Raw genomic sequence first — 15,118 nt, 5'->3', positions numbered from 1 at the left:
AGATATCGTAACAAAAAGGCCCTGCAAACGCGTGTTTGCGGGGCCTTTCATTTAGACGGTGTAAAGCCGGGAAGCCTACATGTGGATCACGCGGTCGTAGGCGTCGAGAACGCTTTCATGCATCATTTCTGACAGCGTCGGGTGCGGGAAGACGGTGTTCATCAGGTCTTCCTCAGTTGTTTCCAACTGGCGTCCAACGACATAGCCTTGGATCAGTTCCGTCACTTCAGCGCCAACCATGTGCGCGCCCAAGAGTTCGCCAGTTTTCGCGTCGAACACCGTTTTGATCATGCCTTCTGGTTCGCCCAAAGCGATCGCTTTGCCGTTGCCAATGAATGGGAAACGCCCGACTTTGACATCAAAGCCCAGCTCTTTCGCTTTGGCTTCGGTGTACCCGACAGATGCGACCTGCGGATGGCAATAGGTGCAGCCCGCAATGGATTCTGGCTTGACCGGATGTGCGTGCTTGCCAGCGATCAGATCGGCGACCATGACACCTTCGTGGGATGCCTTGTGCGCCAACCATGGCGCGCCAGCGATATCGCCGATGGCATAAAGCCCTTCAACGCCGGTCCGGCAGAATTCATCGGTCACGACATGGGTACGGTCAATCTTGACGCCCAGTTCTTCAAGACCAAGGTTTTCCACGTTACCGACGATCCCAACCGCAGAGATGACAGTGTCGAATTCGATCTTTTCGACTTTTCCGTTGACTTCGATATGCGCGGTGACCTTGCCTTTATCTCGATCAAGCTGTTTGACCATGGATTTCTCCATGATTTTCATGCCTTGTTTGACGAATTGCTTTTTCGCGAAGGCCGAGATGTCAGCGTCTTCGACGGGCAGTACGCGGTCCATCACTTCGACCACGGTCGTATCGGTGCCAAGCGTGTTATAGAAGCTGGCGAATTCAATCCCGATCGCACCAGACCCGATCACGAGTAGCTTTTTCGGCATGCGTGGCGGCGTTAACGCGTGGCGGTATGTCCAGACCAGATCACCATCCGCTTCAAGGCCGGGCAATTCGCGAGCGCGCGCGCCGGTCGCCAACACGATGTTCTTTGCGGTGAGATCTTCAGTACCTTTATCGGTTTTGACAGACACCTTGCCTTTCGCAGGCAAGGTCGCTTCGCCCATAAAGACAGTCACCTTGTTCTTCTTCATCAGGTGCGCAACGCCGCCGGACAACTGCCCCGCCACCGTGCGCGACCGTTTGACCACCGCATCCAGATCGTAATCGACGCCGGTTGCTTTCAGGCCAAATTCCTTAGCGCGGTGCATCAGATGGAAGACTTCCGAGGACCGCAACATGGCCTTCGTCGGGATACAGCCCCAGTTGAGGCAGATGCCTCCGAGGTTTTCACGCTCAACGATGGCGACTTTCATGCCAAGCTGTGCGCCCCGGATCGCGGCTACATAACCGCCCGGTCCTGCACCAATTACAATCAAGTCAAACGTCTGTGCGGCCATTGGAATCTCCTCGAGAATGAAATTAGTTTGACGTTAAACTAATTTCTCGGGGACCTCTAGTGACCTGACGTCATAGCAGCTATCGCATTGCGTCAAAACTCGATCATGCCGTCACCTTCGGCGATTTTCCACTTGTCTCTGCCATCTTTCTTCGCGGCGTAAAGTGCTGTATCTGCGGCCTTTATCAGTTCTTTCGCCTGCGTGCCATGTGTCGGATAAATCGCGATACCGGCAGAAATCGTCACTTTTGGTAGTGGCCCACCGACGTATTTGACACGCATTTCCGCGATGGATGCACGCAGTTCTTCGGCAATTTCGCTGGCGCGGGTCCGGTCCGTTGCTGGCAAAAGGATCGAAAATTCTTCCCCGCCGACACGACAAACGACTGCCCCGTCCGCATCCAGTGCGAGCATCTTTTCAGCAATCGCCTCCAGCACGACGTCGCCTGCATCATGGCCATGTTCGTCGTTAAAATTTTTGAACTTATCCGCATCGACCGACAACAGGGCGAAATTTCCTTGGCGTGATGCAGTTTGTGCCAGCTCGCGGCTGAGCGCGTTCATGAAATAGCGCCTGTTATAAAGACCGGTGAGCGAGTCACGTGTCGACTGATCTTGTAATTCGTCGCGCAATTTCACATTAGCAATCGCCATGGAAATATGTTCGCCACATCGGGTGATAAATGCAGGTGCGTCAATGACGCCGGGGTTACGGCTTTCATCAACGAATTCGAGGTGCAGCAGTCCGACGGTGTCCCCATGCGCCACAATCGGCACACATAGATAGATACCCGCCTTTTTTTCCTTACTATGTGCGTCCTTCACATGATCACACACAAAGCAAAGCTCTTCGGGGTCGTAGGTATACGACCGGCCACGCCGTAAGGCCCAGCAGCTGTCCGGCGCGACATTGTCCTGATCCGATCCGCAATTCCAAGCGCAGGCGACTTCTAAAACATCACGTGAATTGGAATAGATAAACAACTGGCCGCGTGTGCCGGGCAGGACCTTGCACATGAACGTTGTGACGATATCGAACAATTCTTTCAGTGACTTGCATGACTGCAACCATTCATCCATCTGGGCCAGCAACGACGCTTCGCGCTGCCGCGCACGTTCATCTTCTAAAACCTCAGATGCTTTGCGTTCAGCCTTTTCCGCTTCCGCTTTTGCGACGTTCAACGCGGCAACTGCGCGCCGCGCTTCGGTCACATCGCTTAGCGTTACGACATGCCCGCCACCGCGCATGGGGCGCACTTTGGCCGCAACGACCCGTCCCGATGGCATCTGACAGTCATACTGGAAAGGCCGCGTGAGCTGAAACATGTCCAGAAGTTCGCGGAGCTTTGCTGTCGAAAACTCCCCACGATCCCGCCCCATCGTCAGAAATTCTTCGAGCGGTGTGCCTTCACCGATGTGTTTGGGTTCAAGTTCGAGAACCTCGAAAGTACGTCGGTTGTGAAGTTCGCAGATACCCGTCGCTGACCAATATATGACGCATTGTTCAAGCGCATCCATGATCAAGCGGGCCGTGCTTGGTTCTGATGCTTGCGCTTTGGTTTTCTTTTGGTCGACTTTCACATGCGAATCTTTTTTCGCAATCGGATCCTGTTTCATTCGTACTTCCCTGCTCGTTTAGAACACCATCACCGAGGGAAGAAAATATCTTCTTAATGTTTCTGCATTGGTTCAAATTAGAATTATTCTGTCGCCGCGCCCTGAACTTTGCGCAGTGCATAACCATAGCCGCCTGCGTCAAGAAATGCCTGTTCAGCCGAGGTGGTTTCGCGCCCTAAGGCCGCGTTACGATATGGGAACCGCCCGAATTCCGCGATGATATTGCGATGGGCTATGCAGTGATCGTGGTTGTTTGCACCGGTTTCAGGCATCCGCGTCGCAAACAATTCAATCGCGAGGTCATGATCGCTAAGATCTTCGGAATGCATCAGTGGCATGTAAATGAATTGCCGCGCGGGTTCGGTGATTTTCATATCCCAGTCCCGCGATAGCGCCAGACGCGTTGCATCCCGACTGGCCGCATCCGTCGCGAAAGCGTCCCCGCTGCCACGAAACATATTGCGAGGAAATTGGTCGCAGAGGATCAGGTAGCTGAGCAGGTCATCCTGCGTGTCTAGCCAGTTCTGACAACCGCCATCACGCGCCACACGCCACGTTTCTTGAAATTGCTGGGTAATGTCCGCGTCAACGGCATCATTGGCGATATACCAATCCTTTGGCTTTAACGTTTCAAGCCAATAGGTCCGGACATCAGTTGGTGTCGCGATCTGTGTCATCTGAAGCCTCCTGATCAGCGTTTGCTTCATCATCTGCTTCTGCTTCCGCTTCGGCAATGACTTCTTCTTCCGCCTCGATGTAGACCTCTTGTGCGACCTCGGCGATCACAGCAGTACCTGCCGCAGAAATCGGCGCGTATGGTACGTTGTCGTATTCGATATCGCGTTCGCGTTGCGTCATCCGGAACAAGGCGTAAATAGCGATGCCCGCCATGAGCACCAAAAGGAACATCCAGTATCCACCGGGTCCAACTTGATCCATCATCCACCCCAAAATCAACGGACCCGACACAGCACCCACCCCATTGACGAACAACAATCCGCCAGACGCACCAGCCATGTCTTCTTTTTCGAGGTAGTCATTGGTGTAGGCGATTAGTAGTGCATAAAGCGGATTGGATGTCCCCCCCATGATCACGCCGCCGATCACAATGGCGACAAAGCTGTCTTCCACGATCGCACCCGCGCCATACGCCACAAGACAGCCACCTGCCCCGAATGCGCCAAGGCCCACAATCAGGATGCGCCGATCAATCCGGTCCGATAGCCAACCGATGGGATATTGGAAAACGAGCGCGGAAATATAGATCGCCGAGATGAAGACCGAGATTTGTCCAACCGTCAGCCCCACGCGTTGACCGTAGACAGCCGACATACCGAATTGGGCCGCAAACACCCCGCCCAACAGGAACATCCCGACGCTGCCCAATGGCGATGTCTTGATCAATTGCTTGATGCTCATTGGCTTGGCTGTGCCGAATTCGGGGATACGTCCCGCGCTCAGTAAAATTGGTGCAAAAGCCAATGAAACTAGCATTGAGGCCACGATAAACAGGACGTAGCCGCTGATATCGCCCAAGGTCACAAGGTATTGCGCCGAAACGATCCCCGCCATTTGAACGATCATGTAAATCGACAGCGCTTGGCCACGGTTTTCGTTATCGGATGAATCGTTCAGCCAGCTTTCGGCGGTGATATACACGCCGCAAAAACAGAAACCGATCACGGTCCGGCCCAATATCCATGCCCAAGGTTCCGTCAAGACGGGATATGCGATCAGAACAGCTGAAATCGTGGATGCCAACGCCGCAAAGACACGGACATGCCCGACCTTGCCGATCATCTTAGGGGTGAACCGCGACCCGCCGAGAAAGCCCAAGAAATAGGCCGACATGACGATCGAAATTTCGAGCGTTGAAAAACCTTCAACTTCCCCGCGCAGACCCAACAGCGTCCCTTGCAGGCCGTTGCCGATCATCAACATAAACATGCCTAGGAACAATGCCCAAGACGCAAAAAACACCTGTACCATGTTGATCTCCTTACGGGTCGGCTTACCGCCGCGCCTACGCGCGAGACTCCGGTGGGTCTAGTCTGAAAACGACACCATTAGCGACATTTTGCTAACGCAGCATAAAGTTCCCCTTTTCATGCAGAGGTTGCATATAGAGTTTCAGTTTAGCGCGCTCGTAATTTCGCCTAGTTTAGGGTCAACGCGGGGTGTTGTGCATCACCCCATTGCCGCGGTGATTGCCCATACAAGCGTTTGAATTCGCGGCTAAATTGCGATGGACTGACATAGCCGACATCAAGGGCTGCTTCATTCACCGTCATGCCACCCGCAATCTTCATCGCTGCATTATTTAAGCGCATCGATTTTACAAACTGGATCGGAGACATCGTCGTCGCGTTCTTAAATTTGCGGTGGAAAACGGCACGGCTCATCCCCGCACGCGCAGCCAAATCGTCAATTGAAATGGGTTCGTCGAGGTGTGTAGAAACGTGCGAAATAGAACGCGCAATTGCGTTGCCAACGCCGAACGCCTGTCGCGCGAAATACCCTGCTTCGCCTTTCAGAACCGCATAAAGCAATTCGCGCAGCCGCGACTGACCCAGCACCGCCTGATCCGTTTCGTTTCCCACCAGCGCGAGTAGCCGCATCAAAGCATCTGCGAATGCGTCATCCCACTGCGCAAGCCTGATCCCTTGTGACACCAAGACTTGTCGCGAAGGTGGCAAACCGCCACCTGCATCTTCCATTTCGCGTGCAAGTTCCCCCATGATGCGTGGATCAAGCGATATATAGACGCCCACCAAAGGATCATCAGGCGATGCCTGAGGCGTCCCTGCTTCGACTGGCATCGACATGGGGCAAACCATGTATTGTAGACGATCATAGACGTAGCGATGGCCGTCCAGCACCGCTTCTTTCGCGCCGGATGCAATGATCACGATGCTGGGTTCGTATACCGCAGGAACGCATGGCACAGGGTCCGACACGCGGAACAGTTTTACCCCGGCAATACCGCTTTGAACCAATCCATCCGTCGTCATCTGACGGTTGATGATATCTTTGATCTGGTCTTGTTTCATGGCGCCACCCTAGCAAGGCGTCGCGCGCATACGCAATGACTTGAGACGATTAGGCAAGTATTCGAGATGATACAGACTATTTACGTACGACGCCGACATTTATCTACAATCACAGCAAAGGAACACCAAACGCGAAGCTGCTTCGCGACAGCACGAGGAACTTGATATGACTGATACGCAATTTGGCCCGCAGGGCTGGACACCGGAAAAGCTTGGGTCACTGACTGGCAAGACCTATGTCATCACCGGTGCGAACGCTGGAACCGGATTTCAAGCCGCACGGATTTTTTTATCTAAGGGCGCGAAGGTTGTGATGCTGAACCGCAGCGCTGAAAAGTCCATGAAGGCAATCGATGATCTGAAACAGGAATTCGGGGCAAATGCCGATGTCGGTTTTGTTCAAATGGATTTGGCAGTGCAGGCAAGCGTCCGTAGCGCAGCTGCAGAACTGCTCGATATCGCCCCGCAGATTGACGCGTTGATCTGTAACGCGGCGATTGCACAGGTTCCGACCCAAAAGCTGACCGTGGACGGGTTCGAAAGCCAATTGGGGACAAACCACTATGGGCATTTTGTGCTTTGCGGCCTGCTGTTTGACCGGATTGAACAATCGCAAGGCCGTATCGTGGTTGTCGCCAGCCTTGGTTACAACATGGGGATCAAAACTATCCAGTTCGATGACATGAACTGGGACAAAAACTATAGCCCGAACCCCGTCTACAGCCAAAGCAAGCTTGCGCAGATGATGTTTGCCTACGAATTGCAGGACCGGATCAAGGCCGCGCATAAAGCAGTGGACGTTTTCGTCTGCCACCCCGGGTCATCCGCAACGTCGCTGATCTCGACCAGCGGAAGCCTTGTCATGCGGGCGATTTTCCGGCTGATGGCGATGTCCCTTTTGGTGCAATCTGCCGAAAAAGGGGCCTATCCCGAAGTCATGTGCGCGACCCAAGATGGGCTTGAGCACCGCGCTCTATATGGACCGACCGGCCGCATGGAATGGGTTGGACCCGTTGGCAAGGGCACGTTGGAACCGCATGCCTACGACAAAGCAGTGATGAGCAAGCTTTGGACCGTTTCAGAACAAGCGACCGGATTTGATTGGTCATTGGACTAAAGTAGGTTCCACTGCGTCGCGCATCACCCCTTGGGCAGCAATACCGATGAATCCCCGTAGGAGAAGAAACGGTAGTCGTGATTGAGTGCGTGGCTGTAGATCGCTTTGATCTGATCCACACCCATCAATGCCGAAACCAGCATCATCAATGTTGATTTCGGCAGGTGGAAGTTTGTCATCAACCCGTCAGTCAGTTGGAACTGAAACCCTGGTGTGATGAAGATATCTGTGGCCCCCGACCATGCGTGCAACTGGCCGTCCTTCGCTGCACTTTCGATCAGGCGCAGCGCTGTGGTGCCGACGGGAATAATGCGCCCGCCTGCGGCTTTGGTTGCGTTCACTTCCGCCGCCGCTTGCGCTGTAACGTCTCCCCGTTCGGCGTGCATTTTGTGGTCGGCAATATCGTCGACTTTCACGGGCAAAAAGGTGCCTGCGCCGACGTGTAGTGTCACCTTGGTAAAATCGACGCCCATATCGGCCAGCGTTTTCAGCAGTTCATCATCGAAATGCAGCGACGCAGTAGGGGCTGCAACCGCGCCAGTGTTTTCAGCCCATGCCGTTTGATAATCGGTTTTGTCCGCTTCATCCGCTGGCCGTTTTGCCGCGATATAGGGTGGTAGAGGCATCGCCCCGACGGCGTTCAATGCCGCATCAAAGTCATCGCCAGTGAGGTTGAATTGCAAAAGCCCCTGCCCGTCCGCGCGGCTGATCATCGTCGCTGACAGATCGTCGGAAAAGATGATTTCTTCGCCGTCTTTCACCTTTTTCAACGGTTTGATCAAGGCGGCCCATGCGCCATTCGGTTGCGGGTCCAGTAGCGTGACTTCGATCTTCGCCGACATCCGCCCCTGCGCCGTATCGCGCCAACGCAGGCCGGATAGGCGTGCGGGAATAACCTTTGTGTCGTTCAGGATCAGACGGTCGCCGAGGCGCAGAATGCTTGGCAGATCGAACACGTGTTTGTCTGTGATCTGATCCCCTTGCGCCAACAACAGTTTGGCGGATGTGCGCGGCTTTGCAGGGCGCACCGCGATCCGGTCGTCAGGCAGCGAAAAGTCGAAATCGGAAAGCTTCATTGGGGAACCTGTGGCGGGGCACGGCGAAAGATTTCGCGGAACATGCCGGGTGTCAGTGCGGACAGTGGATTGACGCTGACTCTGGGCGCGTCTGCTGTGCCGCCGATGTTAAAGTTGAACCCGATGAGACCTTCTCCACGGCGTGTGAAAATCGACCCAATCGCGTTGATGATGTAGAGCGGTGAAATCACGCCCTGAAAGTCCATTTGTTTGCTGGCGAGCGTGTAAATCCCATCCAGCGAAATGCCAAGCCCCGGACCCACCGCGCTTGATTGTGTCAGGATGACTTGCTGTGGGGTCAGGCGGAACCGCGCATCGACTTCGTCAAAGGCGATGCCCTGCCCGTCCAATTGCTGCAACAGGCCAACTACGCTGATGGCATCCAGAAGCGCGGCTATCGCGGGGGCATCTTGGATGCGCAGGCTACGGATCGCCAAGGCCCCATCAAACGTCCCGTCCCCGCCCGTCGGCAGCAGCGTCAGGTCAAGCGTGCCGCCCCGTGCCCCCCGCAAAAGACCCGTTGCACGCGCCACACCGCCCGCATCGTCACTGAGCAAGCGCACCGCAGACCGCCCGTTGCGCGGGGCAACCGTTCCTTGAATGTTGGCTGCATCGTTGATCTTTGCTGTGAACTGGCCTGCAAAGCCACCGGAGCTGGTGAACTCACCGGCAAATCGGTTCAGGGCAATCCCTTGCGTCACCTGCAACCTGTCGAGCGCGATTGAAATCGGCCCTGTCGCACTGCCCGAACTTGGGCCAAAATTGGCGCGGCGCAGATCGATAGCGCCGCCTCTGATTTCGACACCAACGGGACGGCCTTCACCGCGTCCTCGCAGCGTGATCGGTGCGTTGAGCCAATTTCCGACCTGTACCTGTGAAAAACGGGCACGGTCCAAGGACCCGTCGCCCTTGAATGTGACGTCACCGCGAGCGCTTAACCCGCCTCCTGAGATTGCGATTTCATCGACCTGTGGCGCATCCCCCAAGCGACCAGCCACGCGCAAATCTCCGGGTGTTTGCCGCGCTTTTGCCCACCCCACCGCAGGGATCGCCACGCGCATGCCGCGCAAATCTGAGGATATTGTATATTGTGGTGCCTGCCCCGATGGTATGCGCAGGTCGATCCGCGCAGGCGCAGTGCCAGCCACCGATCCCGGTGGGAGCGACACATTGAAAGCGCGCATTGCGTTTTCCGACAAAGTCAGCCCAGCTTGCAGCCTACTGCCCGTTCCATCGAAGCGCTGGACCCAAGATCCATTCATCCCGATTCCGTCAACAGTCGCGGCACCCGAAATTTCAAGCCTCGTTTGATCCGCGAACAGTGAAAGGCGATCAGCCGATAGACGACGATTGGGGATCAGCCGGTTTGAATTGATGCCGCGCAGTTCAGCCGTCACTTCAACATCAAAATCAGCAGGCGTATTCCCGCGCCGCATTGGATGACGCAGATTGATCCGCGCGTTCACACTCCCGTCGGCGACATCAACGGGCAGTTTCGCACGTGTCGTAAAGCCGAGCGGCGGCAGGTCCATCATCGACATCACTGCTGTCATTGATCCGCTGAGGCGAATGTCATGTTCCGCAGGGCGCGGATCTTGTTTCAGATCAGGCATATGCAGGACCGATCCTGTCGCATCTAACCTACCGCCAACTGGGGCTGCCACATGGCCAGCGTCCAAGGTTGTCGTGAACGTGTCGGCTGTAAATGTGCCCAGGCCAGCGGCACCAACAATGGGTGGCATCGAATTCAGGAACCAGATTTCCGCGTTTTCAAATGCGTAGTTTCCTGCAACTTGCGCGGCGGCCCCTGGACGTTTCCGAAAGGCGAAATGCAAATCGGAATAGTCTGCCAAGGGAACTTGACGTTCAAGCCAACCGCGCACTTTCCCGAGTGATTGCGCGGGCCAAAGCTGCAACAACGCAGCTTGATCGAACTGATCAATGCCCGCGTCTACGGCCACGTCCCACCCTGCATCTGTCGCCGCAAACCTGCCTTTACTGAGGATGTTGACGGTTTCGGTTTGCACAAAGACCTGACCAAGATCAATCGCAAAGGGACTGAGATTCAAGCGCATATCGACTTGCGTGTTGGGGAGTGTCAGGCCGTTTTCATACAGACCCGGCGGGTTTAACAATGTATCGGCAAAGCTGAATTGCCCAACAAGCGATTGCGGAAGACCATCTTCGATGTCTTTCAGAAACGCCTGACCATTTGCGCGTAGATTGCCCCAATCACTGCTCACCTCAATCTGATCAAAGCTGATCGTCTGTGTGGCTGGATCGAAATTGAGATACGCCTTGGCGGCGTCAAATCGGATCGGTTCAGTTGCCGCATTGGGCTGCAACGCACCCCGCCCCAAGGCCAACGTGGCATTCAGTGGGCCAAGTGCGCCTTCTTCATCCATAACAGTTCGCAGCGTCAGCGAAATAGGGGCGTTGATATCGGCCATCCAGCTTAGCGCCGCTGATTGCGCCGCGATATCGGACGCGAAGGCATCTGTGACGTTCACGCCAAAATCTGCCGCGCGGCTGCCGCGTGGGCTATTATATGTCAGTGCTAGATCGGTGACACCTGCCCCGCCAGACAATACCGAAAACGCGCCGCGTAAGTCGGTTTGGTCGTCGCGCAGGTCCAGATTGATCTGGCCGCCATCCACAGTCCACGCCTTGCCCGCGCGCGCATCTTGGTAATTGACGATCAATCCATCCGCGCGGATCGTTTCAAGCGCGGCAAGAGCAGGCTGTTCGAACGCTTGATCCACCTGATCCAGCAATTCGGCAAAGCTGCCCGCCTGCCCCACGTCCTGCCCGCCCGTCTGAAATGCGAGTGCGACGGTCCCGTCTGCGTTGCGGCGTAAATTAATCTGCGCACCACTTAACTGAACGTCCTGCATCAACGCTTCGCCTTGCAGCACAAGACCGCGTGGTGACATCAAACCACGCACGACCGGAATGCGCGCCACTGTGGTGCCTGCCGCATCGGTCAATGTGGTATCGCGCAATGTGACACGCGGATGCAGGTCGCGGCCCAGATTGACGGTCACTTCGCCGAAACTCAGCGCGCCACCGCTTAGAAAGTCACCTGCTGTCGCCTCTACGCGCGATTTGATCCATGAAGGTGCGGTAATATCGCGATCTAGTATGGCAACGGCCACGATCATCGCAATCACAAGCGGCGTCAGTAACAAGACGGCGGAGAGCTTGACGCTATGTCGCGTCCAATGACGCCACGCGCTGCGCGGCGGCTTTGCCCGCGTCGCCGGTTCTTCGACCGCGTCTAGCTGTGGTTCGTCGTTCATCGCTGCCCATTACGGCGATCTTGGAAAGAACCCAAGAAAAAGCGCCGCATTTTGTGTCCCGGGCTTTATCTTTGCGCGCCTTGCCCTAAAACAAAACCTTAAATGCACAGACCGAAGGGTAAACCATGACAAATCTGACTGTTGGCGATCCGGCCCCCGCAATCAATCTACCACGCGACGGCGGTGGCATGGTTGATTTGTCCGAGACCAAGGGCATGAAGGTCGTGGTCTACTTTTACCCCAAAGACGACACACCCGGATGCACAAAAGAAGCGATTGGGTTTACCGAACAGGCCGCCGCATTCGCAGAAGCCGGTGCCGTTGTTTGGGGTGTCTCGAAAGACAGCGTCTCTAAACACGAAAAATTCCGCGCCAAATATGAGCTGGGCATTCCTTTGCTGTCTGACGAAGACGGCACCGTCTGTGAAGACTACGGTGTGTGGGTCGAGAAAAACATGTACGGCAAAAAATACATGGGGATCGAACGCGCGACCTACCTGATTGACGGAGACGGAAAGATTGCGCAGATCTGGCGTAAGGTGAAAGTGCCGGGTCACGTGGACGCCGTGCTTGAATCAGTCCGCGCGCTGTAAGGATCCGAATTTTCTACGAAAATTTAGGCCTCCGTCGGGGATGTTTGGTGCCAAAAGAATTGAAGGACAACGCAATGCTGCCACTGGCACAGATGGCCGTGACCGTCTTAACGACGGCTGACGGACGCGAAAAAACCGCGATATCACGCGAGTTTGCGCAAGCATGGCGCGATGCACGTGCGGCGGGCGAAGTACCCGAGATTGGTCATGCCAACCCGCCGGATATACCTGCACGTCCCGCCGCGCCAGAACTGCTGAACCCACGCGATGTGCCACACCGCAAGCCCGGCACACCCGAGGGCCGCATCGCGTTGTTGCATGCCGTGGCCCATATTGAGCTGAACGCCGTTGACCTGCATTGGGACATCATTGCGCGCTTTACGGACGTGAAGATGCCAATAGGGTTCTACGACGATTGGGTCCAAGCCGCAGACGAAGAATCCAAACATTTCAATCTGATGTGCGACTGTCTTGAAGCGGAGGGATCGCACTACGGCGCCTTGCCTGCCCATGCGGGCATGTGGCGTGCTGCTGAGGATACAAAGGGCGATCTTTACGGGCGCTTGGCCGTCGTGCCAATGGTGCTGGAGGCGCGTGGGTTAGACGTGACCCCCGGCATGATCAAGATTTTCAAGCAGGCAAAAGCCCACGATGCTGTGGCCGCACTTGAGACAATCTATGCCGAGGAAGTCCATCACGTGGCATACGGATCGAAGTGGTTCCACTATCTATGTGGGCGTCAAGAAGAAGATCCAACGCCCTTCTTTCACGCCCTCGTCCGCAAGTATTTCCACAGTGACCTGCGCCCTCCGTTCAACGAAGAAAAACGCGCCGAAGCGGGTATTCCACCGGATTTCTACTGGCCGTTAACCAAGGACGGACGACCGACTTAACCGTAGATCGGCAGAAACCCGCGCAAAAACGTCGAAAATGACGTGTTTTCGCCTGCTTAACTGCCAAAGTTGTTGCGGGACGCCGACCTATTCCCTAACACAATCGCACGCGGACCAACGGGTGTGGGAGCTTGCCGTGTAGGGAATTGGGACAAGAGGGCATCACGTGCGATCACGGCTGACTAACCGCATTCACCATTGGCTTGAGCAATACTTTCCGGAGAAGCGCCTTTTCTTGCGCTCGGATTCTGAAACACGCTTCATTCGTTTGATGCCAGAAACACAGCTTGTCGCTTGGGCTGGCAGCATCGTGGTTGTCGCGTGGACGATCATCGCCACTGCGATTTTGCTGATGGACAGCATCGGATCTGGTAACTTTCGGGCGCAGGCCCAGCGTGACCAAATGGTCTACGAACACCGCTTGAACGCTTTGTCTGCCGAACGCGACGCCCGTGCTGACGAAGCAATGGCGGCGCAGGAACGGTTTAGTTCAGCGCTTGAGCAGATTTCGATCATGCAATCCGAATTGCTGGCCACCGAAGATAAACGCCGCGAATTGGAAACCGGTCTTGAGGTTGTTCAAGCCACGCTGCGCAGCACGATGCGCGAACGTGAAGATGCACGCGACCAACTGGCCACAATTGCCGCGGACGGCACTGACCCTGCCGCTGTTGACGCCATCAGCGAAGAAGCAAACGGCACGGTTGAATTGCTGGCCTCTGCGCTGGCCGAAACATCTGCCGAACGCGACCTGATCGCCGAGGATGCCAAATTCGCGATTGATCGCGCTTCAGAAATTGAACTGGAACTGCGCCTGCTGCAGGACAAGAACGACGAAATCTTCCGTCAGTTGGAAGAAGCCATGCTTGTCTCTGTTGAACCGCTGGATGACATGTTCCGTGCCGCTGGCATGAACCCCGACAACCTGCTTGCCCAAGTCCGCCGCGGATATTCTGGCCAAGGTGGCCCACTGATGCCGCTGTCATTCTCAACCCGTGGCGGTGCACCTGATCCAGATGCAGAACGCGCGAACGGCATTCTTGGCAAACTCGACCGGATCAACCTGTACCGTATCGCAGCCGAACGCGCCCCATTCGATATTCCTGTGAAGTCAAATTACCGCCTGACATCTGGTTTTGGTCAGCGTTGGGGACGCCTGCATGCTGGTACTGATTTCGCAGGTCCTGTTGGTACGCCTATTTATGCAACCGCTGACGGCGTTGTCACATCTGCGGGTTGGTCGTCCGGTTATGGCCGCCTGATCAAGATCCAACACGAGTTCGGTATTGAGACCCGTTATGCCCACCTGAACCGTATGCGCGTGTCAGTTGGACAAAGGGTCTCGCGCGGCGAGCGGATTGGTGATATGGGGAACTCCGGACGGTCTACCGGACCGCACTTGCATTACGAGGTTCGCGTTGGCGGATCACCTGTTAACCCGATGATTTACATAAGAGCTGGACAAGATGTTTTCTAAAAGCAAAATCAACGAACCTGCACCTGCCGCCGGCGACAAGCCCGCTACAGACACTGCTACAGCAAAGCCTGCTGCATCCACTGGCTCTGCTGATTACAAAGCTGCCGCACCAAAAGCGAAGCCGCCAGCGTCCACGCTGTCCGCTGACCTTTTGATCACTGGCAACATCAAAACAACCGGCGATATCAATATCGAAGGTCAAGTAGACGGCGACATCCGCGCCCACCTGCTGACAGTTGGCGAAGGCGCAACTGTGAAAGGCGAAGTTGTTGCTGATGACGTTGTGGTTAACGGCCGCGTTGTTGGCCGTGTGCGTGGCCTGAAGGTCCGGCTGACAGCGACAGCACGTGTTGAGGGTGACATCATCCACAAGACAATCGCTATAGAGTCTGGTGCCCACTTTGAAGGTTCTGTGCAGCGTCAGGACGATCCATTGTCCACTGCAGGCACAGCGCCAAAAGCAAAGATGCCAGAAAACAAGTAAGCCGTTTACGCAGCTCACACGACAAAGGCGCCCCATTTCTGGT

General features: G+C 55.5%; 12 protein-coding genes. 5 read left to right on the top strand and 7 right to left on the bottom strand.

Translation table 11 applies throughout. The annotated features are described in order from the left end of the window. Nucleotides 1-75: 75 nt before the first annotated feature. From lpdA to MWU61_RS03915, 5 genes are all read right to left on the bottom strand, one after another. The gene (lpdA, locus tag MWU61_RS03935; RefSeq protein ID WP_247126939.1) at nucleotides 76-1,470 is read right to left on the bottom strand and encodes a dihydrolipoyl dehydrogenase; all 1,395 of its coding nucleotides are present in this window, start codon (nucleotides 1,468-1,470) and stop codon (nucleotides 76-78) included. Nucleotides 1,471-1,562: 92 nt separating this feature from the next. Then, nucleotides 1,563-3,086: a diguanylate cyclase gene (locus MWU61_RS03930; RefSeq protein WP_247126938.1), complete on the bottom strand. Its 1,524-nt coding sequence runs from the start codon at nucleotides 3,084-3,086 to the stop codon at nucleotides 1,563-1,565. Between the two features lie 83 nt (nucleotides 3,087-3,169). Continuing rightward, nucleotides 3,170-3,763, bottom strand: a complete 594-nt coding sequence (locus MWU61_RS03925; protein ID WP_281501935.1) for a DUF924 family protein — start codon at nucleotides 3,761-3,763, stop codon at nucleotides 3,170-3,172. Continuing rightward, nucleotides 3,738-5,075, bottom strand: a complete 1,338-nt coding sequence (locus tag MWU61_RS03920) for an MFS transporter (protein ID WP_247126937.1) — start codon at nucleotides 5,073-5,075, stop codon at nucleotides 3,738-3,740. Before MWU61_RS03920 ends, MWU61_RS03925 begins: the two co-directional genes overlap by 26 nt. Before the next feature lie 167 nt (nucleotides 5,076-5,242). Next, the gene (locus MWU61_RS03915; RefSeq protein WP_247126936.1) at nucleotides 5,243-6,136 is read right to left on the bottom strand and encodes an AraC family transcriptional regulator; all 894 of its coding nucleotides are present in this window, start codon (nucleotides 6,134-6,136) and stop codon (nucleotides 5,243-5,245) included. 166 nt (nucleotides 6,137-6,302) lie between these two features. Between MWU61_RS03915 and MWU61_RS03910 the strand changes: the two genes are divergently transcribed. Next, complete coding sequence (locus MWU61_RS03910; RefSeq protein ID WP_247126935.1) at nucleotides 6,303-7,253, top strand: SDR family oxidoreductase; 951 nt, start codon at nucleotides 6,303-6,305, stop codon at nucleotides 7,251-7,253. A gap of 23 nt (nucleotides 7,254-7,276) precedes the next feature. Here the strand turns inward: MWU61_RS03910 and queA are convergent, their stop codons facing one another. Further along, nucleotides 7,277-8,329, bottom strand: coding sequence for a tRNA preQ1(34) S-adenosylmethionine ribosyltransferase-isomerase QueA (gene queA / locus MWU61_RS03905; protein ID WP_247126934.1), 1,053 nt, complete (start codon nucleotides 8,327-8,329; stop codon nucleotides 7,277-7,279). After that, nucleotides 8,326-11,628 carry an AsmA-like C-terminal region-containing protein gene (locus MWU61_RS03900; protein ID WP_247126933.1) on the bottom strand — a complete coding sequence of 1,101 codons (3,303 nt, stop codon included), beginning with the start codon at nucleotides 11,626-11,628 and terminating at the stop codon, nucleotides 8,326-8,328. Before MWU61_RS03900 ends, queA begins: the two co-directional genes overlap by 4 nt. Nucleotides 11,629-11,753: 125 nt before the next feature. Between MWU61_RS03900 and bcp the strand changes: the two genes are divergently transcribed. From bcp to MWU61_RS03880, 4 genes are all read left to right on the top strand, one after another. Then, on the top strand, nucleotides 11,754-12,221 hold the full coding sequence (bcp, locus tag MWU61_RS03895; protein ID WP_247126932.1) for a thioredoxin-dependent thiol peroxidase: 468 nt from the start codon (nucleotides 11,754-11,756) through the stop codon (nucleotides 12,219-12,221). A gap of 74 nt (nucleotides 12,222-12,295) precedes the next feature. Next, entirely contained in the window at nucleotides 12,296-13,114 is an 819-nt protein-coding gene (locus tag MWU61_RS03890) for a ferritin-like domain-containing protein (RefSeq protein ID WP_247126931.1), read from the top strand. Between the two features lie 166 nt (nucleotides 13,115-13,280). Beyond that, nucleotides 13,281-14,591 (top strand): M23 family metallopeptidase, encoded by a 1,311-nt coding sequence (locus MWU61_RS03885; RefSeq protein ID WP_247126930.1) that lies wholly within the window; start codon nucleotides 13,281-13,283, stop codon nucleotides 14,589-14,591. Further along, nucleotides 14,581-15,075: a polymer-forming cytoskeletal protein gene (locus MWU61_RS03880; RefSeq protein ID WP_247126929.1), complete on the top strand. Its 495-nt coding sequence runs from the start codon at nucleotides 14,581-14,583 to the stop codon at nucleotides 15,073-15,075. Before MWU61_RS03885 ends, MWU61_RS03880 begins: the two co-directional genes overlap by 11 nt. Nucleotides 15,076-15,118: the final 43 nt, after the last annotated feature.

The organism is Loktanella sp. F6476L (assembly GCF_023015725.1).
Taxonomy (GTDB): domain Bacteria; phylum Pseudomonadota; class Alphaproteobacteria; order Rhodobacterales; family Rhodobacteraceae; genus Yoonia.
This window is presented reverse-complemented; position numbering and strand designations above follow the sequence as displayed.